At 57.7% G+C, this 20,716-nt stretch carries 19 protein-coding genes and 1 tRNA gene; 12 read left to right on the forward strand and 8 right to left on the reverse strand.

What is annotated here, in order from left to right; all coding sequences use genetic code 11:
* Positions 1 to 236: 236 nt before the first annotated feature.
* The 5 genes from H6F75_RS20400 to H6F75_RS20420 all read left to right on the forward strand — a co-directional run bounded on the left by H6F75_RS20400 (position 237) and on the right by H6F75_RS20420 (position 3,210).
* Positions 237 to 309 (forward strand) — tRNA-Arg (locus H6F75_RS20400).
* Between the two features lie 587 nt (positions 310 to 896).
* Positions 897 to 1,484 carry a DUF1517 domain-containing protein gene (locus H6F75_RS20405; protein WP_190754331.1) on the forward strand — a complete coding sequence of 196 codons (588 nt, stop codon included), beginning with the start codon at positions 897 to 899 and terminating at the stop codon, positions 1,482 to 1,484.
* A gap of 197 nt (positions 1,485 to 1,681) precedes the next feature.
* A complete protein-coding gene (locus H6F75_RS20410) occupies positions 1,682 to 2,377 on the forward strand; it encodes a hypothetical protein (protein ID WP_347710684.1) in 696 nt (231 codons plus the stop codon).
* Between the two features lie 312 nt (positions 2,378 to 2,689).
* Entirely contained in the window at positions 2,690 to 2,998 is a 309-nt protein-coding gene (locus H6F75_RS20415) for a hypothetical protein (protein ID WP_190754295.1), read from the forward strand.
* Positions 2,986 to 3,210, forward strand: a complete 225-nt coding sequence (locus tag H6F75_RS20420) for a hypothetical protein (protein WP_190754296.1) — start codon at positions 2,986 to 2,988, stop codon at positions 3,208 to 3,210. The genes H6F75_RS20415 and H6F75_RS20420 overlap by 13 nt, the downstream gene beginning before the upstream one ends.
* A 189-nt stretch (positions 3,211 to 3,399) precedes the next feature.
* On the opposite strand, the gene H6F75_RS20425 is transcribed toward H6F75_RS20420, so the two are convergent.
* The 3 genes from H6F75_RS20425 to H6F75_RS20435 form a co-directional block, all read right to left on the reverse strand.
* A complete protein-coding gene (locus H6F75_RS20425) occupies positions 3,400 to 3,954 on the reverse strand; it encodes a hypothetical protein (RefSeq protein WP_190754297.1) in 555 nt (184 codons plus the stop codon).
* Between the two features lie 76 nt (positions 3,955 to 4,030).
* Positions 4,031 to 5,338 carry a tetratricopeptide repeat protein gene (locus tag H6F75_RS20430; protein WP_190754298.1) on the reverse strand — a complete coding sequence of 436 codons (1,308 nt, stop codon included), beginning with the start codon at positions 5,336 to 5,338 and terminating at the stop codon, positions 4,031 to 4,033.
* 121 nt (positions 5,339 to 5,459) lie between these two features.
* Positions 5,460 to 6,617 carry an aminotransferase class V-fold PLP-dependent enzyme gene (locus tag H6F75_RS20435; protein ID WP_190754299.1) on the reverse strand — a complete coding sequence of 386 codons (1,158 nt, stop codon included), beginning with the start codon at positions 6,615 to 6,617 and terminating at the stop codon, positions 5,460 to 5,462.
* Between the two features lie 7 nt (positions 6,618 to 6,624).
* Here H6F75_RS20435 and H6F75_RS20440 point away from each other — a divergent pair, with 7 nt between their 5' ends.
* Positions 6,625 to 7,209, forward strand: coding sequence for a hypothetical protein (locus tag H6F75_RS20440; RefSeq protein WP_190754300.1), 585 nt, complete (start codon positions 6,625 to 6,627; stop codon positions 7,207 to 7,209).
* Here the strand turns inward: H6F75_RS20440 and H6F75_RS20445 are convergent.
* Positions 7,206 to 9,248, reverse strand: a complete 2,043-nt coding sequence (locus H6F75_RS20445) for a diguanylate cyclase (RefSeq protein WP_190754301.1) — start codon at positions 9,246 to 9,248, stop codon at positions 7,206 to 7,208. The genes H6F75_RS20440 and H6F75_RS20445 overlap by 4 nt on opposite strands.
* 486 nt (positions 9,249 to 9,734) lie before the next feature.
* Here H6F75_RS20445 and H6F75_RS20450 point away from each other — a divergent pair, with 486 nt between their 5' ends.
* Positions 9,735 to 11,165 (forward strand): Rieske 2Fe-2S domain-containing protein, encoded by a 1,431-nt coding sequence (locus H6F75_RS20450; protein ID WP_190754302.1) that lies wholly within the window; start codon positions 9,735 to 9,737, stop codon positions 11,163 to 11,165.
* 129 nt (positions 11,166 to 11,294) lie between these two features.
* Here the strand turns inward: H6F75_RS20450 and H6F75_RS20455 are convergent, their stop codons facing one another.
* Complete coding sequence (locus H6F75_RS20455) at positions 11,295 to 12,059, reverse strand: DUF2993 domain-containing protein (RefSeq protein ID WP_190754303.1); 765 nt, start codon at positions 12,057 to 12,059, stop codon at positions 11,295 to 11,297.
* Between the two features lie 489 nt (positions 12,060 to 12,548).
* Here H6F75_RS20455 and H6F75_RS20460 point away from each other — a divergent pair, with 489 nt between their 5' ends.
* The 5 genes from H6F75_RS20460 (at position 12,549) to H6F75_RS20480 (ending at position 17,960) form a co-directional block, all read left to right on the forward strand.
* Entirely contained in the window at positions 12,549 to 13,892 is a 1,344-nt protein-coding gene (locus H6F75_RS20460; RefSeq protein WP_190754304.1) for a DUF4912 domain-containing protein, read from the forward strand.
* A gap of 153 nt (positions 13,893 to 14,045) precedes the next feature.
* A complete protein-coding gene (locus tag H6F75_RS20465) occupies positions 14,046 to 14,777 on the forward strand; it encodes a 2-phosphosulfolactate phosphatase family protein (RefSeq protein ID WP_190754305.1) in 732 nt (243 codons plus the stop codon).
* A 186-nt stretch (positions 14,778 to 14,963) separates the two neighbouring features.
* Complete coding sequence (locus H6F75_RS20470) at positions 14,964 to 16,391, forward strand: NAD(P)/FAD-dependent oxidoreductase (protein ID WP_190754306.1); 1,428 nt, start codon at positions 14,964 to 14,966, stop codon at positions 16,389 to 16,391.
* 270 nt (positions 16,392 to 16,661) lie between these two features.
* The gene (locus H6F75_RS20475) at positions 16,662 to 17,390 is read left to right on the forward strand and encodes a 16S rRNA (uracil(1498)-N(3))-methyltransferase (RefSeq protein WP_347710685.1); all 729 of its coding nucleotides are present in this window, start codon (positions 16,662 to 16,664) and stop codon (positions 17,388 to 17,390) included.
* A gap of 114 nt (positions 17,391 to 17,504) precedes the next feature.
* Entirely contained in the window at positions 17,505 to 17,960 is a 456-nt protein-coding gene (locus tag H6F75_RS20480; protein WP_190515707.1) for a Fur family transcriptional regulator, read from the forward strand.
* A gap of 83 nt (positions 17,961 to 18,043) precedes the next feature.
* Here the strand turns inward: H6F75_RS20480 and H6F75_RS20485 are convergent, their stop codons facing one another.
* The 3 genes from H6F75_RS20485 to H6F75_RS20495 form a co-directional block, all read right to left on the reverse strand.
* Complete coding sequence (locus H6F75_RS20485) at positions 18,044 to 18,499, reverse strand: hypothetical protein (RefSeq protein WP_190754308.1); 456 nt, start codon at positions 18,497 to 18,499, stop codon at positions 18,044 to 18,046.
* Positions 18,500 to 18,671: 172 nt separating this feature from the next.
* A complete protein-coding gene (locus H6F75_RS20490; protein ID WP_190754309.1) occupies positions 18,672 to 20,171 on the reverse strand; it encodes a cryptochrome/photolyase family protein in 1,500 nt (499 codons plus the stop codon).
* 142 nt (positions 20,172 to 20,313) lie between these two features.
* Entirely contained in the window at positions 20,314 to 20,640 is a 327-nt protein-coding gene (locus tag H6F75_RS20495; RefSeq protein WP_190754310.1) for a DUF3082 domain-containing protein, read from the reverse strand.
* Positions 20,641 to 20,716: the final 76 nt, after the last annotated feature.

Consider the following 20,716-nt stretch of genomic DNA (forward strand, 5'->3'; position numbering starts at 1 on the left):
CGGCATCAGCACTTCGCCACCGGATGAAAGCTGCTCAAAGGCCTGGTTAAGCTCAGCTTCACTGCTTAATCGACGAATAGCAAGAGGGGGTTAAAGGAAAAGACATACGGGGTCATAGCCTCCTCAGCGGACTTCAAACATGGGGAACGGGGCAACGACTGGCCATGCTCGATTGTGAGTTAAGGACAAGCCATTGTGACAACGCCCTTAGCAGATGCTAGAATGGTGCAGCCTAAGGGCATGTAGCTCAGTGGATAGAGCACTAGATTCCGGTTCTAGGGGTCGCAGGTTCGAATCCTGCCATGCTCGTTTCTGATATAGCAAGGGATTCACCCGCTCCGTAGCCTCTCCATCTGGTGGAGGCTGCGGAGTTTTGGGTTTAGACCCTGTCCAATTTTATGCCGTAGGGGTAACGCCCATTCTAGGGCACATCCCCCTGAGGATGTTCTTTTGCTGAGGGTTGAGGCCTATTTCAGTATCCCTAGGCCAGTCTTTGTTTGACTACCTACCTTCAGCGATCGCCAAGTAGCAAATGAAGCTTAACTGGTAACCTCGCAAGCTTAGTTAGTTAACTTTGTAAGCTTGCGACGTTGTGAATGCGATCGCGGTGGTCACCACAGCATTGATGGAAATAACTGCGACTTGTAGCGTCAGAACCACACCGCAATGCTGAGCAAGTTGATCAGGAACTTGAGAGACAGAAAAAAGCTGTCTTAAAGGATGCAGCTTGCGTCCTATTAGTCTTGTCTCATGAACCAGCCCAACCCTCTGTTGAGTTATCCGCCTAAACCATGGTAGGAACCACACCATTAATCAGCCCTTAGATCAAGACCATCATGAATTTGGCTATCTAGAATAGAACCTGTACGCCGCTCTCAAATTAAATTGCTATGAGTTTGCGCGATCGCTTCAGTCAAATTAGCGGACAGACCCGCTTTGTCGTGTGTCGCATTTTTGTGCATCTCTCAGGCCGAGAAGTAGCACCACTTCTGGGTGTGCTCAATCAAGCAGTACGTGAGGCGATTAACTCAGAAGGTGATATGCAGGTGTTGGGCAATCAACTCGTGCAGGTCTGCGAAAGCTTGCTGGAGTACGAAACGTTTTGGCAATCGGCAGCCAACGAAGGAGATGTTCTTTGGGATGAGGGCGATGCTGGAGATTATGTGAATGAGCTATTTACCGACTCGGCTGCACGTTATGGTAGCGAAATAGGGTCTGACTCCAATGGAAATGAGAATTTCGCCATCCCCGTGACACAAAATGTGGTCGTCATGCTCACAGTTGCCTCTGAAGGCGAAGTGCCTGAATTAGAAACTAACCTAGCCGACGTCACTGCTTTGAAGGCAGGCTTAAAAGCTCTAGTCAACCTGAATTATAGGGGAACTTTAAGAGCAATTCAGATGCATTTTTCTCCTGCCCAATTGGGTGACGAACTCACATCAGACCAACTGATCGAAAATTTTCCTGAACTCATTCCGCTCTAGTTTTTGTGATTCACAACGCTTCTCCCCTAACTACAATGATGCGCAAACTTTCTGCTTCTTTATTAGCATTGGCCCTAGTGTGGTCGTCGGTTAGTTGCACTAGTCCAGTAGATTACTCCACGTCGCAACCAGCACCGCAACCTCCGCAAGAAACAACTGTCCCTGCTGCTAGCTCAATTACAGACGGGGCTTACCCGGTGCAGCAAGCTACCTACGATGACAGTTCGGGTGAATACAGCCTAGTATTGCTCAACACTGCCCCTGAGCAGTCGATGTTTCGCAGCGCCAATTTGCCGTTGGCACGCCTAACCGACGAAGAAATCTCTGCGGGCAAATCGAGTGAACTGCGCGTTGAAAACGGACAGCCAGCGCTGTATCTGACACCCGACTTTCGCATTGAATATGTTCACAACGTTACGGCAACTCAAACCGACCCGCAGACTGGACAGGAACAAGTCGTCATTGTTCGTCGAGAGCCAAGCTTTTGGACTCCATTTGCAGGAGCGCTAGCGGGTCAGGCGATCGGTAGCTTACTCTTCCGTCCGCAGTACTACATGCCGCCACTTTATCAACCGGGTGTAGCCCTAGTCGGCCATGGCGGTTATGGACGAAGCTACAACGAAGCCGTTTCGCGCTATCAGTCACGCTACAAGGCACCCCCTGCTGAACATCGGAACCGTCAGTATCGAGCCAGCGGCAGACTACGCTCGCCTGGTAGCACTGCCCCACGTGTTAATACCAATAGACCTTCAGGCAATGGTGTCGGCAACAGCAATTTGCGACGTAACAACCGACGAAATGAGCGTGCTCGGCCTTCAGGCGGTAGTTTTGGTAGTTCACAACGCCGCTCCGCCCCACGCCGTAGCCCTTCCAGATCCGGCAGACGGCGGTAATATCTTAGTAATCCACACGAAAGCTAGTTGAATTCACCTTCGGTAAAGACAATGGAGAACTCAACTAGCATCCCGTGAGGGTGCCGAACCGAAAGCTAGAACTGCAAGGGAGCTAGCCTTTAGTTTGGCACCCTTAATCCGGCATGATTAAGGAAAACTACATTCTCTCTTCCCTGCCTAGAAACATTTCCTGCAAAAATAACTCACTCAATGCACCGTAGAAGTGTAACCGTATCATTCATACTTGTAAGGTAGAAGTGACATTAACAGCGTTGGCTAGCACTTCACTAAATCTGTTAAGGCATTGAACTGATGTCTATTCGATTTACTATCGCAACGCCACTTGGGTTTAGTGTCAGAACTACCGATGCTTACTGGCAGAAATTAATCATTAAACATCCGGATATAGCCGATCTTGAAGGTCTTGTGCAGCAAGTGCTCTACAACCCCGATGAAGTGCGCCAGAGCAGTCGCGATGAAAGCGTATTGCTGTTTTATTTACTAAGTAAACCTCAGCGCTGGGTCGTTGCTGTCGCTCGGCGCTTGAATGGGGAAGGATTTCTGAGCATAGCTTATCAAACCGACGCCATTAAAGAAGGAGTAGTACTATGGCACAAGTAAAAGTCTTTTATGAACCTGAGATGGAGCTGCTCACGGTCTTTTGGCAAAGCCCACGTCCTAACCAACTTTGTCCTGAACTTAGCGATGGTGTTATTCTTATTAAAGACTCCGATAACGGTGAACCAATTGGGATGGAGCTGTTGTCTTATAAACCCGGCGATGCCCGTTTTGACTCAGTTAGCGTAGAAATTGGGGCAACTCAACTTGCTTAGTTTGTGAGGATGCAACCTCTCGTGAATACTCTCTGTTGTCTCTGGGCTAAAAACTTTCCCTCTACAGTTAGCACACATACAGTTTGTAGCTAACTCAAGTGCCAATGCGATCGCAATCATTCACCAGGCACGGGTGGGATGGAGAGAACTTCTCTGCCGTTAGACCAAACCGTTCCCAACGTGGAGGAGTTAAGGCCGAGACAAGGAGCTTTTTCTAATGGCAGCGGCACTGGTGCCTGCGATCGCCCCCCAGACAATAGTCGCTACCAGGCTGAAAGCAACGGCCCGAGTATCGGTCGAGTAGTCGGTAGCGCCGCCACCACTCAGCCCAATCATGAGGTTGATGGGCACCACAAACAGCGCCAGATAGACCAACCCAACCGTGCCGCCGCCTAAGGCTGCCCCTCTCGCCAATCGTCGCGTCGTGCCGCCTAGAGCACCCCCCAGCCCTCCCAACCCAGCGGATAGCCCAAAAAATATCCAGGCCGGGTAAGACGATACCAGGGCAGGCAAACTAATGCCCACATGATTCCGAAAAAACGGCCCGCCCCAGTTAAACACGTAGTAAGAAAAGAGCACCGCAATTAGATACTGGCCGACGCCGCCTACCAAGGCCCCAACCACGCTGCCCAGCCAGAGGCGTTTGCGGCTTGCTGAAACCTGTTTTCCCATGGCGTTTGGCTCAAAGGGTAGAGGGAAACTTACAGCCGTCGAGTCGGTGGGGTTGACCAAGGCTGCGTGCATTGGGTTAGCTGGGCCTGAAGATTCCTTCAGGCCCAGCGCCAGGACTCTTTCACGGCAAAAGCGATCGCCTTGCTAGCTAGAGCGGACGCGATCGCTCGGATTTGCGGCTGTCCCACGACAGCTCCAGGGCTTTGCGAAAGTCATCCATCGCCAGAGCCGCCCCATGGCCCAGTCGAATGTTGGTGTGGCCGCGTCCGATATAGGCTTCCGCTAAGGAAGGGCTGATCTCAATGGCGCAGTTAAAGTCGTCGAGAGCTAACTCCCACTCGTCGAGAAAGTAGAGGGCATAGCCGCGATCGCAGTAGGCCATGGCATCGCTCTCGTTGAGCTCCAGGGCGCAGTCAAAGTCGGCGATCGCCGCTGGGTAGTCTTCTTGGCGGCTGAATACGCGACCCCGGTTGGCTAAGATGCGACCACTGTGGGGGTTGAAGCGCAGAGCCAGAGTGTAGTCGGCGATCGCCCCTTCCATGTCGCCCACCTGGGCCCGCAGCAGCCCCCGGCTGTCGTACAGGTCGGCCAGGCGAAAGCGCAGGTTCAGCGGGGTGTCTTCGCTCAGGGTAGCGTCGGGGCTGTCGAGGGCCAGACCCACCAGAGTTTGGTTGTAGGAGCGGTCTTGCAGCTCGGGGTTAAGCTCTAGCACCGTGGTGTAGTCGTCGATCGCCCCTTGAAAATCGCCCAGCTCGTGGCGCAGCATACCCCGGTTGATATAAGCCTCGGCATAGTCAACCTGGCAGTCGAGGGCGCGGTTGATGTCGAGGGTGGCCTGGTAGGTATTGCGCAGCTGAAAATAGGCCACCGCCCGATAATTGTAGGCTTCGGCGTGGTGGGGCTGGCTCTGCAACAGCCGAGAAAAGTCGGCAACAGCAAACTGGTAGGCTTCGCGGCGGTGTTCGGCCAGGGCGGCAAGGGCCCCCTGTTTGAGGTAGGCTAACCCTCTCCACAGCAGAATTTTGGCGAACTTGGGCTGCTCGGCCAGCACCACCGAAAAGTCTGCGATCGCCCCACCGTAGTCTTCTAAATCGAGCTTGATGCGACCCCGGTTGCCGTAAGCTTTCACCGAAGTTGGCTGGAGTTCGATCGCCCGATCCAGGTCACCCAGGGCCTCGCTTAGCTGACCCACCAGCCGATAGACGCTGCCCCGGTTGATGTAGGCATTAGTGAAGGTCGGCTCTAGGCGCAGGGCGGCCGAGAAGTCGTCAATAGCGGCCCCATGGCGGCCCAGGTCGCGGTGGGCACAGCCCCGGTTGTAAAAGCCCTTGGCGCAGGTTTGGTCTAGGGCTACAGCCTGGGAAAACTGGGCGATCGCCGCTTCAAAATAGCCCAAGCGGGCTTGCTCAATGCCGGCTTTGAGAAGGTCGCTAAGCTGACGGGCTTGAGTTGTCATAGGCCTGCCGGGGAATTTAACACTACACGGTGTAAATCGAATCTGGGCAATGCTCTTGCCGATGCCCCTGAACCCCAAAGCTAATCTCCATTATGCCCCATCGAGTCAACCGTGGGGGTACTCAAATCGTCGCCTGACGCAGTGCCTGCACAGTGGTTATTACTCCAGCTGCCACTTGGTCAATCTCAGCAGCGGTGGTAAACCGCCCCAGGCCAAAACGTAGGGAGGCATAGGCCAGGTCATCCTCTCGCCCCAGCGCCTTGAGCACGGGGGAAGGGGCGGTGCTGGCGGTGCTACAGGCCGCCCCCGACGACAACGCCACGATCCCCCGCAGCCCCAGCAGCAGCGCCTGGCCATCGACTCCCTCAAAGCTGACGTTGAGATTGCCTGGCAGCCGCTGGGTAGGGTGGCCATTGAGATGCAGGCCACCCAGGGGGTGCAGCCTATCCCACAGCCGCTGGCGCAGTGTCACCAGCCGAGCGGATTCTGTCTCCAATTCAGTCAATCCCAGCTCCACCGCCTTGGCAAACCCCACGACCTGAGGTGGATAGAGGGTGCCCGACCTGAGGCCTCGCTCGTGGCCACCGCCGTGGAGCTGCGGGGCCAGGGGCACCCGCGGCCGTCGCCGCACGTAAAGAGCACCGATCCCCTTAGGGCCATAGACTTTGTGCGCCGTTAGCGACAACAGATCTAAGTTCATGGCCTCTACGTCGAGGGGAATTTTGGCGATCGCCTGGGCCGCGTCGCTGTGGAAGAAGACCTTGCGATCGCGGCACCGCGCCCCAATCTCTGCCAGGGGTTGCAGCACCCCGATCTCGTTGTTGGCCGCCATCACCGACACCAGCACGGTGTCGTCGCGAAAGGCCTTCTCTAGAGCGTCGAGATCCACCAGCCCATCAGGCTGTACCGGCAGGTAGGTGACCTCAAAGCCCAAAGATTCGAGATAGCGGCAGGGGTCAAGCACGGCGCTGTGCTCGGTCTGCACCGTAATAATGTGTCGCCCCCGGCTAAAGCAGGCTTCGGCAATGCCCTTGATCGCCAGGTTGTTGGCCTCGGTGGCCCCGCTAGTAAAGACAATTTCCTCAGGGCTGGCGTGAATGGCGGCGGCTATGGTTTCCCTGGCCTTCGTCACCGCCGCCTCGGCCTCCCAACCGTAGGCGTGAGTGAGGCTAGCGGGGTTACCAAAGTGCTCGGTAAAGAACGGCAGCATCGCCTCCACCACCCGGGCATCCACCGGGGTCGTGGCGTGGCAGTCGAGATAAATCGGTCGATGTACCATAGGCCCTATGAATACTCCCAGTCACCTGATTCTCAACCTGGCCCTGCTGCGTCGCCCAGTGACCCCGGCGATGACTTGGCCGATCTTGATCGGTGCGCTGATTCCCGATGCGGCCATGTTTGTATTCTACGGCTGGGCTCGCTGGCAAGGTCTACCCGAGCAAACTATCTGGGGCGAGGCCTACTACAGCCAGCCCTGGCAGGCCATCTTTGCCGTGGGCAACTCCATACCCCTGGGGCTGCTGGGGGTAGCGCTAGGCTATAGCCTCAGGCGGCTCTGGTTTGGCCCTGGAATGGGGTTTCTGGGTGCCAGTATGGTGCTGCACCACCTGGCCGACCTGCCCCTGCACCACGACGATGCCCATCAGCACTTTTGGCCCCTCAGCTCAGTCCGCTTCATCAGCCCCGTCTCCTACTGGGATGTAGACCACTGGGGGCGTCTGGGGGCGACGATAGAACTGGTGCTGGTGCTGATCGCCAGCGCCTACCTGCTGCCCCGGCTCAGCTCGAGGTTTAGCCAAGCACTGCTGGGGGTTACGGTGGCGCTGACCACCGTGGCCTACGGTGCGCTGGTGCTCGTGCCCCTAATCTAGTACCGAGGTCTAAATACCTGATACTGGTTGCGGCCGGCGTCTTTAGCGGCATAGAGAGCCTGGTCAGCAAGTTCTAAAATAGCCTCGGCTGGGCTGTCGAGGGTCGGGGTTACGGTGGCAATTCCGAAGCTGAGGGTGATGGTATCGCCGCTGGGGCTGGCCCCGTGGGGCAGATCGAGGGTTTGCAGGTGATGGCGCACTAGCTGCACTACGCGAATAGCCCCGGCGGTATCGGTATCGGGCAGCACCAGGGCAAATTCTTCACCGCCGTAGCGAGCGGCTAGGTCAGCGGGTCGGCGAATGCCAAAGCGAATGGCGCTGGCAATCTCTACCAAACATTGGTCACCCGCAGCGTGGCCGTAGGTGTCGTTGTAGGGTTTGAAGTAGTCAACATCGGCCAGCACCACGCTCAGCGGCTTGCGCTCTCGGGTCAGCCGCTGCCACTCCTGGTTGAGGTATTCATCGAGCCAGCGGCGGTTGGCCAACTGCGTCAGGCTGTCTACCTTGGAGATGCGATCGAGCTCTTGGTTAGCCGCCTGGAGCTGGCGGTACAGTTCTGCCTGGTGCAGAGCCGTATTGAGCTGGTCGGCGAAGTGTTGCAGCATGTTGGCCTCAAAGGGCTGCCACTGGCGGTGTTCGCCGCAGGCATGGACCACCAAAATGCCCCACAGGGGCTGGCGATCGCCCCCAAAGGGGTGGGCAATGGGCGCAATCATCGCCGACTTCACCCTGATCGCTGAGAGAAAGGTGAGCAGGTCTGGAGACCAAGGCTCCGCTGCAATGTCATTGATGATGTAGGGCTGCCACGTATACAGCCGCTCTAGGTAGGCAGCAGGCAGCGGCCCAGACGGAATCATGGTGTCGGTAATGGTGGCGTAGTCGGGACTGGTCGACTGCTGGGCAATACGGCGATCGCCATTAGCTAAAATCTGAAAAATCACCGCTCGGTCGGCACTAAACACCGTTTTAACGCCGGCTACCGTGGCACCCAAGATAGTTTCTAGATCGAGGCTTTCGCGCATGCGCGCCGTCAGCATGCGCAGCAGCTGCTCTTGCCCCACTCGGCGGCTGAGGGTGGCCTCGGTAGCTCTAAGGCTGGCCTGCAACTGGCGGCGATCGGTGTAGTCTTCGGCCCAGCCCACCATATAGCGGGGTTGATTTTGGTCATCGTTGACCACTTGCACGTGGGCCTGCACCCAGCGCACGTCGCCGTTGGGGCGCACAATGCGATACTCCCGCCGCACAGAATTGCCGTCAAACTGCCGCCCGACAGACGCCTGCACCCGAGGCAAATCATCGGGATGCACCTGCCGAAGCCACAGGCCGGGATCGCTGTAGAGCAAGGCTGGAGAATGGCCCCAAATGCGTTCGTAGGCCGCACTAACGTATAGAAACTGGCCAGACACCGCATCGCGAATAAACAGAACCTGCTCAACGTGATGGGTAAAGAGATCAAACAGCTGCTCAGTTTGGCTACGGACAGAGGACGCTTGGAGCTGCTGTTGCAGCCCGTGTTGGTAAACCCCTTGGCCAAAGTGACGCGCCACATGCACTAGCAAATCGCAGCTCGATGGGTTCCACGGGCGGGGGCCGCGGCAGTGGTGGGCAATGAGCATTCCCCACAAGTGAGTCCCGGCGAATATGGGAACCGCTAAGTTGGCCTGCACCTGTAGGCGACTCAGCAAGTCGGCGTAGCAGGGATCAAGGGTGCCGTGCTGCACGTCGGCCACCAGACTCAGCCGACCCCGGCGATCGCGATCTTCCTGGCCCCTGGCGAAGCAGGATTCGCTGATCCGCTCGCCCCGCAAAGGCCGCCAAGCAGCATCTACCGACTCGGCGACGATAAAGCCATCGTGGGGAGACAACACCTGATAGACCACGACCCGATCGGTGTCGAGCAGCGGACGCAGCCGATCCACCCCCTGCTGAAGCCATACCTCTAGCTCACTGCCCGCCGCCGCCGCGTCGCAAATTGCAGTCACTGTGTCTAGAATTTGCGCTTGACTAATATCGGGCTGGGGGAGGGATTGGCGCGTCATGCGTCAGACATAGCAAAAGAAAAGCAATTATGTTTTGTAAGCCATTAACCCACCATCGCCCTTAGCAGCTGCATAGTAGGTCTCACCTATTGGCTATACAAAAGCCCCTGTCCCTATTCCCGACTGCCGCTCATTAGGAAGGCCAAGCTCGAGCCGGAGAAACTTTTTTTACCCTAGTCTTAGAGTCAGGCTCTGACCGAATACCAGACTTGCTTTCTCCTGTGCCAAAAGCTGAAGCATTTCACCCCCAAAAAGGCACTTATTGAGACAATTTAACTTCAAATTAGGGCACAGTGGCTGAAAGAACCTGGGTAAGCCTACCGAAATCTCAAAAATTGCCCATGTTTAGCGCATTCTACCCTTTCTTAAGGTTTTGGACACCCCCAGCCCGATCGCCCTAGACAGGGATCACCGACGCAACCCAGCCCCTCACTCAAAAAATATTGCAGAATGTAAAGAGAAATGGTTTACCACCGGGACTAGCCCATGACATCCCTTGCGATCGCTCCCCAGTCCACCGCCGCTTTGCCCGCTGGTGGCCCCGATCCTGACCGGTTTGACTGGACCGAGGCTTGGTACCCTGTCGCTTACGTAGAAGATCTCGACCCAGTGCAGCCCACCCGCTTCACGCTGCTTGACCGGGGCATTGTCATCTGGTGGGACACCAAAGGCCAATCCTGGCGAGTATTTGAAGACAAATGCCCCCACCGCCTTGCCCCCCTATCCGAGGGCCGGGTGAATGAATCTGGCGAGCTAGAGTGCCCCTACCACGGTTGGACATTCGCTGGCGATGGTGCCTGCACCCACATTCCTCAGCAGTCTATTGATGGCCAGGGCAACCGGTCATCGCGGGCCTGTGCTCTGGCTCTGCCGACTGCGATCGCCCAGGGGCTGCTGTTTGTTTATCCTGGCCAGGCCGAAAACGCTCCCCAAGTTGAACTGCCGATCATTGACCCAATCGAGGCAGAACCCGACGGCTGGGTGGTGCTCAACACCTTTCGCGACCTGCCCTACGACGCCCTCACCCTGCTTGAAAACGTGCTGGATGCCAGCCACATTCCCTACACCCACCACAAAACCGTAGGCAAGCGAGAAAACGCGGCCCCCATGGAAATGGAGGTGCTAAATGCCGGGAAACAAGGATTTCAGGGGCTCTGGCCCGAAGGCCCCCGCAAGGGTACGCTGGGGACTCAGAACACCACCTTCGTCGCCCCGGCGATGATGTACCACGACCTCACTTCAAAGCAGTTTGGCCGCACCTTGACCGTGGTCTACGCGACCCCAATGAGCAAGGGTAAGTGTCGGTTATTTGCTCGCTTTCCCTTTAAATTTTCGTCAAAATTGCCCGCTACGGTGATTGGCCTCACGCCCCGCTGGTATAGCCACATCGGCAACAATGGCGTACTCGAAGATGACCAAATTTTTCTGCACCTGCAAGAGCGCGAACTGGAGAAAGCCATTGGCAAAGCCTCTCCAGAGGAGAATCGCACCTACGCCCAGGCCTGCTACCTGCCCACCCAGGCCGATCGCTACGTACTGGCCTTTCGCAACTGGGTCAGCGACTTTGAGGCCGATCCTTTCCCTGGCCGAACCCTTGAACCAGAGTTGAGCCAAGCCGCGCTGCTCGATCGCTACCACTCCCATACCCAGCACTGCAAAAGCTGCCGCACAGCCCTAAACCGCATTCAAACCCTGCGTTGGGGACTATTGGGGGTGAGTGCGGTGCTCTGGTCGCTGCTGCCGATCGCGATCGCCACGGGCAGCCTTACCAACCTCACCGCCACCCTGCTGGGTCTGCTGCCTCTAGCCACCGCTGCGGCCTGGGCAGGCCTGGGCATTTTAGAACGCCGATTTTATGAAGGCCGCGCAGTGCCACCTCGCAACCTGCCCGAGAAAAAGGCCAAGGCTAAAGGCTGATTAAGGGCACAGCAGTCTGACCAAGCAGGTCAATCGCGATCGGTTTTTGTCGGTAGCCTGGACTGGCTTAGACCCCCGTGAGCAGTTGAGGGCGAACCCCATTCGCGCCTACGCATGGGGATAGCTGGGCTAACCGGCTGGAATTACCTGCACCATACCCACCAGGTCAATGCCTTCAGAGGTGACCGCTAGCTGGCGAATATTGACCTCTGACCCCAGGTCAAAGGCAATTTCGTCCAGCACAATCGGCGGCTGCGATTCTCCAGTCGCTGAAACCACCTTGGCCACCGGCTGCTCTAGACACAGCCACCGTCCATCCCGCATCGCCAACCCCAGAGTTAGCTCTAGCGCGTCATTGCTAAAGGATGCCCCTGGCCAGCGCAGCGTCATGCGATCGCTGGCCAGAGCAATATTGACCTCGGAAGACGCATCCCCGTCACCCAACCAGCGCACTAGAGGTACCTGCTTTTCGGACACGGCTCCGGCCAGCAACTGCTTCAGCACATCACGCAATCCCTGACCCAGCAGTGGGGAACCCAGAGAAGCGCGCAGATCCTCGGCTAGCACCGTCACCTGGCCATCTACTGGAAAGGGCTGCAACAGCCGCAGCGGTTTGCCCCGCAGCACCTGGGGCAGATTGACGCGAATATCCGTCGCGTTGACCTCGGCCTGACTGACGTGCAGCCCCTGGTACACCGCCTGGCGAGCCGCCAGAGTCACCTTTGGCAGGTAGCCGCCTAAAATTTGGCGGTCTTTGCCGTCGATGGCAAACTCTAGCCCCTCTAGGTGGTCGAGCTGAGTGTGCAGCCAGAGGCGAATCGCGGGGGGCAGCAGCCGACTGATGATGCGGCTGCCCTTGGCGGCGTCGGCAGAATTAGCAGGGTCAGAAGTCATAGGCGGACTACAGAGAACAAGACTCAATCATGCTAGGCCTGCTCCCTTCAAGAGCCGAGGTCCACGACCATCGCATCCCCAAACTCTAGCAGGGGATGTGCCGCAGATTGGAGCGAGAGAGGAGGGAGGGGCGATCGCATTCCTTCACTCTCCCCAACAGCCTTCAAAGTCATGATTTCATGACGCAATAATACGCATGGGGATCAATTTGTCATGATTTTCTGACAAATTGATCCCCGAACCCCCACTCTCTCGCTCATAGAGCCAGAAAAGCCTTGCTAGGGGCTTGATCCCAGCGATAGTTTTTGGCATGCTACAGGGCAACGGTTGGTCCCCGCTTGCACCTGAAGCCCGGTAGCTAGGCAATAAAGATTCTAGCCGGAGTATCCCGATCCCGTGATTGGGATCGCACTCCCCACTGGCAGCTATCCCCTTCGGCCTGTCGTGATTGATCGTCTGTCGTCCTGGTCTCTATGAGGAGAGTGCTCTATGTCTTCCCCCCGCCCACCCTTAGAAGAAATGACCCTGCGGCAGCTCCGCAAAGTAGCCAGTGAGTATGAGGTGTCCCGCTACAGCCGCATGCGCAAGACCGAGCTAATTGAGGCCATTCAAGCTATTGACGCCAAGCGCGGTTTGGGAGCAGCGCCAGTTTCTGCCCCAAAGGTGCCAGCGGTGGTACCCGCTATGGCCGGCGCTACCGCTGGAGCAACTCCCACCTACACAGCTCCAACTCCGCCCCCAGTGGAGGTCTTGGCCACCGTGGATGATGGCCTAGCTGATTTGCCCAGCGGCTATGGCGAAAGCCGCATTGTGCTCATGCCCCGCGACCCTCAATGGGCCTACTGCTACTGGGATATTCCCCACACCCACAAAGATGAGCTGCGGCGGCAGGGGGGCTCACGGCTGGCTCTGCGCTTCTACGATGTCACCGATATTGATTTTCTGCGCCAGACTCCCCACAGCTTGCAGCAGTACGAGTGCGACGAAATGGCGCGGGAGTGGTACCTACCGATTCCGGTTAGCGATCGCGACTATGTAGCCGAGATTGGCTACCTCTGCAACGATGGCCGCTGGCTAGTCCTGGCCCGCTCCCTGCCCGTCCATATTCCCCCCGTCTACCCCTCCGACTGGGTCGAAGACCACTTTGTGACCGTTGATTGGCAGGCTGACCTGCGCGGCAAGGCGGTAGCGGCGCTCAAGCACCCCAGCCAGCGTGCCGCCGAAAGCACCAACGCCATTTACGACGAAGTCTATGCCATGACCCAATCCACCGAGGCCCAGCGGGTCGCCGGGTCACTCTTCGGCTCCATGCAGCACGTGCCGGGTTCCATGGCTCCCGAAAAGGCCGTCAGCTCCTACGTGTTCCCCTCCGGAGCCGGGCTGTGGGCTGTGCCCGGTGCCGCGGCGGCTGGCGTACCCACCATGTCGGGCATAGGTGCCTTTAACGAGCTCACCATGTCAGGGGCTGGGTTCAGCGGGGCAGGGTTCACCATGTCGGGCGCTGGTCTGACCATGTCGGGAGCGGGCTTCTCGGCCTCGGCGCCGCCCATTCGCCCTCGCAAGTTCTGGCTGGTGGCCGATGCCGAGCTGATCGTCTATGGAGCCACCGAGCCCGATGCTACCGTCACCATTGGCGGGCAGCCGATCAAGCTCAACTCCGACGGCACCTTCCGGTTCCAAATGTCGTTCCAGGACGGCAATATTGACTATCCAATCATGGCGGTAGCGGCGGATGGCGAGCAGACTCGCGCCATCCACATGACCTTCGATCGCGCTACCCCCTCGCGCCGCACCAACACCAAAGACGAAGCGGTGTTGGAGTGGTTGCCCTAGGCTGCCTTGCTTAACGGCAGAATCACAAGTTAAGGAGCGCTCCTCGGGGCGCTCCTTTTTTTGCGAAATGAGACAACTCCCCGCATAGAATGAGTTGTTACCCCCGCCTGGCGCCCCGGTCCCGATCATTCACCCTAAGTAAATTTCTACGCCGTGAAACTATTTCTATTCCATACTCCTGAAGAAGTGCCTGAGCAGGGTGCGCCCGACTGTGCGATCGCCATCGATGTGCTGCGGGCCACCACCACCATGGCGGCAGCCCTGGCGGCGGGGGCTGAGGCTATTCAAGTCTTTAGCGACATCGACGACCTGCTCACCACCAGCGAAACCTGGCCCACCGACAAACGCCTGCGAGCGGGCGAACGGGGCGGCGGCAAAGTTGAGGGCTGCGACCTGGGCAACTCGCCGCTCGATCACTCCCCCGAAAGGTCAGGCGGCAAGCGCCTGTTTATGAGCACCACCAACGGCACTCGCTGCCTCAAGCGCATCGAGCACGCCCCCACAGTGATCACCGCCGCCCTAACTACCCGCCAGGCCGTGGTGAATTTTGTGCTCAGTCAGCAACCGGAAACCGTGTGGATCGTCGGCTCGGGCTGGGAGGGCACCTATTCCTTAGAAGACACGGTCTGTGCTGGAGCCATCATTCACGGCATTATTGCCGCGACGGGGCAGACCTTTAAGGATTTGGCCGGGAATGACGCGGCGATCGCCGCCGTCAGCCTCTACCTACAGTGGCAAGACCAGCTACTCGACCTGATGCACTACGCCAGCCATGGCCAACGCCTGCTGCGCCTCAACAACGAAACCGACCTACAATACTGCGCTCAGCTCGACGTGCTCGACATCGTGCCCCGCCAGCATGAGCTAGGCGTGCTGGGGCTTTGAGCGAGGGTGCGAGGTGTCAGGTGTCAGGTGTCAGGTGTTAAATTAATAGCCCGAAACCCGAAACCTGATACCCAACCTAAATTTCTATTTCAGGCGGTTCTCAGCCAGACCTCAGAATTTTTGCCTATGCTCTAGGGAAAGGATTAAACGAATTCCCAGCCAGCACCTCAGGGCAAGGAGACTACCATGGCCGTTGACTACGATTTGGTCGTTATTGGCGGCGGTTCTGCCGGGCTAGTCGCCGCCAGTGCCGCGGCCCAGCTCAAAGCCAAAGTCGCCCTGGTCGAGCGAGCAGGCAGCCTCGGCGGCGACTGCCTGCACCACGGCTGCGTGCCCAGCAAATCCCTTATCCACGCCTCGCGCGCGGCCCACGAAGTCGCGCGCAGCCCCCAATTTGGCGTTCATGCCCAGCTTGAAAAAATCGACTTCCAGGCCGCCTTGGGCCACGTGCACCGGGTGGTCGACACCATTCAGGTGCACGACTCCACCGAACGCTTTGAGTCGCTTGGGGTCGAGGTGATCTATGGCAAAGGCGAATTCACCGACTCTCGCACCTTTAGCGTCAACGGCCGCGCCCTCAAGGCTCGCAGCTACATCATTGCCACCGGCTCTCGCCCGGCCAACCCCAATATCGAGGGGCTAGAAGAAGCGGGCTATATCACCAACCTGACGGTTTTTTCCCTTAACTATCAGCCGCAGGCTCTGGCAGTAATTGGCTCTGGCCCCATCGGCTGTGAGCTAGGTCAGGCCTTCGCCCGCTTGGGCACCGAGGTCACCCTGATCGGCGGCCAGGACCATGTTCTGCCGAAGGAGGACCCCGAAGCCGCCGCCGTGGTGCAGGCGCAAATGGAGAAGGATGGCGTGCGCATTCTCAACGGCACCCGTGCCCAGCGAGTCGAAGTCATCGACGGCAAGAAGCACGTTCACACCACCAACGGCACCGTGGTAGTTGACGACATTTTGCTGGCGGCGGGCCGAGCACCCAACATCGACTCGCTGAACCTAGAGGCCGCTGGGGTCGCCGTGGGCAAGGAGGGCGTTACGGTGAACGCTAAGCTGCAAACCACCAATTCTCGCATCTATGCCGCTGGAGATGTAATTGGCGGCTATCGGTTTACCCACGTGGCTGGCTACGAGGCGGCCGTGGCCATGCAAAACGCCCTACTGTTTCCCACCAAAACCGCCGACTATCGAGTCATACCCTGGGCAACATTCACTGACCCTGAGCTGGCCCGGGTGGGCCTGACCGAAGCCGAGGCCCGCCAGCATTACGACGATGTTTATATTCTCAAGCAGGATTTTGCCGGGGTCGATCGCGCCCTAGCCGAGGCCTCTGGTCAAGGGTTTGCCAAAATCATCACTCGCCGCAACGGCAAAATTTTGGGGGCGCACCTGGTTGGTCCCCACGCCGGGGAGCTGATTCACGAAGTTGTGCTGGCCATGAGCAACAACCTCAAGGTCGGCACGCTGACCGGTATGATTCACATCTACCCCACCCTGGCGGAGGTAAATAGCAAGGCCGCCCTCCAGCTGACGAAGCAGAAGTACGCTAAAAATGAACGTCTTCAGGGGCTATTGTCCAGGGTATTTGGGGTGCTGCGATCTTGGAGTTGATTGGAGCAAAGGGGTGAAACGCCCATGGCTAAGGGGATAGCGGCGATGCCTAGGTGAATACCGAAGAAAATTGGCAGAACTTCACATAGGGCTTATTTCTTCTTTACGTAGATTCGCCTACATTAGTCATGAGCCGCTAAGGCTTCTATAGGGTACGTACTATACTGAAACATCTAATAAGAACTAGGGCCTCCAGCTTTCGAGCTGGGGGCCTTAGTTTTTGGAGTTCACGGTATAAGGGGTAAGCGGTGACAAGCAACAGGAGAAGCGGTGCAGCGATTGATGGTTGAGCCTGATCAAGTGGTTGCTGACCAGCTTTGTCTGACCAGCAACCAGCAGCATTACCTGTATCGAGTGCTGCGACTGGGGGCTGGGCAGCAGTTTGTGGCCCTCGACGGCCAGGGGCAACAGTGGATTGCCACCCTGACTGCCAAGTCAGATGCAGCGACGATCGCGCCCCTTCCCCTTTCAGCCTCAGCCATCCAGGCCCCGATTACCCTGGCGATCGCCCTACCCAAAGGCAGCGGCTTCGACGATGTCGTGCGCCAGACCACCGAGCTGGGGGTGAGCACGCTCCAGCCGGTGATTAGCGATCGCACCCTGCATCAGCCCAATCCCAAGAAGTTAGAGCGCTGGCAGCGCATTGCCGCCGAAGCCACCGAACAGTCGGAACGGCTGCTGCTGCCCCAAATCCTTCCTCCCGTGCCCTGGCGAGACTATCTCAAGCAGACGATTGAGGGAAATCGGTGGCTCTGTGTGGCGCGGGGTGATGCTCCCCACCTGCTGGCGGTGGCTCAGGCTAGCGATCCTGCCATCCCTGCCGTGGTCGCCACCGGGCCAGAGGGGGGCTGGACGGAGGCTGAGGTAGCGGGGGCGATCGCAGCCGGTTTTCAGCCAGTTTCCCTGGGGCCTCACATTCTGCGAGCCGTCACGGCTCCATTGGCCGCGCTCACCCTGGTCATGGCTGCCTATGCCCTAAACGAAGTTAAAGACATTTAAAGCAGTCTTCGGAGTCATTCTCAATAACAAAAAATTATTGCAAATACCTCGAAAAGTTCGCTAGTATTCTCATTAAGAGCCAGTTATTGAAATTTAGCGGGGAGAGACCAGGCCATGGCTGCTTACACTCCATCAGCCCTTAAAGCCGAACTCAACGAGCGCGGCTGGCGCATGACTCCCCAGCGCGAGACCATGCTCAAAACCTTCCAGAACCTGCCCGAGAGCACTCACCTCAGTGCCGAGGATCTGTGCGACCTGTTGGAGAAGGAGGGCGAACCCATCAGCCTCTCCACCATTTACCGCAACCTCAAGCTGATGGCGCGCATGGGCATTTTGCGCGAGCTAGAGCTAGCCGAGGGCCAGAAGCGCTACGAGATCAACCAGCCCGCCCCTCACCACCACCACCACCTGATCTGCGTGCGGTGCAACAAGACCATCGAGTTCAAAAACGACTCGGTGCTCAAAGTAGGGTCCAAAACCGCCGATCGCTCCGGCTACCACATTCTGGATTGCCAGCTGCTGATCCACGGTATCTGCCCCAGCTGCCAGCGATCGATTGTGCCCATCTAGGGGTTTTGGGTGCAAGGTATAGGGTTCAAGGTCTGTAATTAGCCCTAAATCCTATACCCTTATACCTTGCACCTCGTCCCCGTCTAGAGCACTTCGTGGGTGTACTTGTGCTGCTTAACGTTGTCGTTCTTTGAAATTTTGCGCTGGCTGTTGAGCACCCGCTTTCTCTCGGTGGAATAGTTGAGATCGCGGCGCAGGGTGCCAGCGGGCACTAGCTCTGCCGCTGCGGGCCGAGACTGATAGGTACGAGCGGCGGCCAAGATGCGCTCTTCGTAGTCGGCGCAGGGTTGGGCAGGGGCCGCAGCGATCTCGGGTAGTTCCATCGCTAGGGCTTGGGCCATGGTGGTGCCACAGACGGCGCTGTAGGAAGTGGGCACCCCTTGAATTACCGATTCGAGATAGGACGACGGAATCGGCTCAAGCACCTGAATCTCGATAGTTTCGCCCTCTTGGCGCAGGTAGCAGGTGGCCAAGCCCACCACCAGGTAGCTGTCGGCAGGGACGGTGTCGGCTGGGGTCTGAGGTGCAGTTTGAACCATGAAAATACCAGGGATTTCAACAAGGAAAAGTAGTGCGATAGTCGAGGACCGGCCCTTAGGGGGCGATCGCCACGGGGTGAAATCACTATCCACCCCTCGAATCTGCATTTTAGCCCTAGGGCCAAGGGGGCTGCGATCGCCCTCTCAAACCGTCACAAAACACAACTTCTAGCTACGGGTGAGCCTTATGCCAATCCTGTGCCTGCTGGTGGATTGCCTCTAGCTCCTCGCTATCCATCCGGTCTAGGTTCTTGAGAATAAAGCTCATGCGACCCTGGGTTTGCAGTTTGTCGCGGTGGCGACTGAGAAAATCCCAGTAAAAAAAGTTAAACGGGCAGGCGTCTTCCCCAGTGCGCTGCTTGGGGTTATAGCGGCAGCCTTTGCAGTAGTCGCTCATTTTGTTCACGTAGTTGGCCGACGAGGCGTAGGGCTTGGAGGCCAGCAGCCCGCCATCGGCAAACTGGCCCATGCCAATCACATTGGTCTGCATCACCCAGTCGTAGGCGTCGATAAACACCGCGTGAAACCAGTTTTTGACCTCCTGGGGCACAAACCCAGCAATCAGCGAAAAGTTGCTGAGAATCATCAGTCGTTGAATGTGGTGGGCGTAGCCGGTGCGCTTGATCTGGTCGATCGTCTGGTGCAGACAGTTCATCTCAGTCTCACCAGTCCAAAAAAACTCGGGCAGGGGCTGGCGGTGGTCAAACCAGTTGCGATCGCCGTAGTCAGCGTCAAAATGCAAATACAGTCCGCGCATGTACTCGCGCCAGCCCATCACCTGGCGAATGAATCCCTCCACGCTGTTGAGCGGCAGATCGTGCTCAGCCAACGCCGCCTCGGCCCGCTCCACCACTTCTAAGGGATGCAGCAGGCCCAGGTTGAGGTAGGGCGAGAGCAGGGCGTGCCACATGGTGTCTTCGCCGGTCACCATCGCATCTTGGTAGGGGCCAAAGGTCTTGAGTCGCTCGGCAATGAACCCATCTAGCACTTGCAAGGCCTGCTCGCGGGTGACGGCCCAGCGAAAGGGGGTAGCCTCGCCAAAGGTGGAAATCTCTAGCTTTTCCACTCTGTCGATCACAGCCTGGGTGGTGACATCAGGCTCAAACCAGTGGGGAGCTGGGGTGTTGAGCTTGCCCTTGGGGGGCTTGCGGTTGTCCTTGTCAAAGTTCCACTGGCCGCCTAGGGGCTGGTCGCCTGTCATTAACAGGTCAAAGCGCTGGCGGCCCTCGCGGTAAAAGCTCTCCATCAGCAGGCTCTTGCGCTTGTCGGCCCAGGCCTTAAAATCCTTAGCCGGCCAGAGAAAGAGGTTGTTGTCGAGAATCGTCAGCTTGCAGGGCAGATCGAGCCCCTGCAACCAGGCAGTGAAAGGGTGGTCAGTGGCCTCCATTAGCCGCAGTTCGGTAATGCCCTCGGCTTTGAGCCAGTCGCGCAGAGCCGTCTCGGTATCGTTGGCGATCGCGTAGGTAACCGCCCACCCCGCATTCTTCAATTCGTCTGCAAAGTGACGCATGGCTGACCACACCAGCACCAGCTTTTGCTTGTGGTAAGGGCGCTCCTCAGCAAAGGTTTGAGCTTCTATGAATAGAACCGAAGCGGCTTTGCCCGCGCAACTGGCTAGTGCAGCGTGATTGTGCCAGAGCTGATTGCCCAGTACCCAAACCCCAATGGTCATTGCGCTGCATCCTCGAAAGTGCCTGCTTCATTGTTACGCAGGTTGCCAAGAATCAAGGATTTAAGCACGTGGAATGGCCGTCTCGGCTGTTCCTAATCGATGGGATGCCCAGCCGACCCATGGATTTAATAAAACCCGATTCCTAGTCTCGCAGCGTGGAGGGGCGTCCGGTGAGGCGCTGAAAGAGGAGCTGAACACCCAGCAAGAATATCCCCAGGGCCGCCAGCCCAAAAATCCCAGCCCCCAGGGCCGCCATGCCGACGACCAGGGTGCGCACCGCTGATGAGATATTTGCCACCGCTGGGTTGTCCGTCAGCACGGGGCGAGCGGCAAAGTTGGCGGCGATCGAGAGCATCATGCGGTAGGCCAGCATAGCAATGGTGCCTGCCACAAAGGAACCGCTAAAGCATTGGAGAATTTTGCCAGTGGCAGGAGGAGCCAGGGGGCTAGAGGTAGAGTCGTCAGCCATGGGAGTAAGCTACTCAAAACGTTTGTATCTCAGTTTACCTAGGGTCAGTCATGCCCTACCCCTGCCAAAAGAGATG

Origin of the sequence: Nodosilinea sp. FACHB-131, assembly GCF_014695395.1 — a bacterium.
Taxonomy (GTDB): Bacteria; Cyanobacteriota; Cyanobacteriia; order Phormidesmidales; family Phormidesmidaceae; genus Nodosilinea.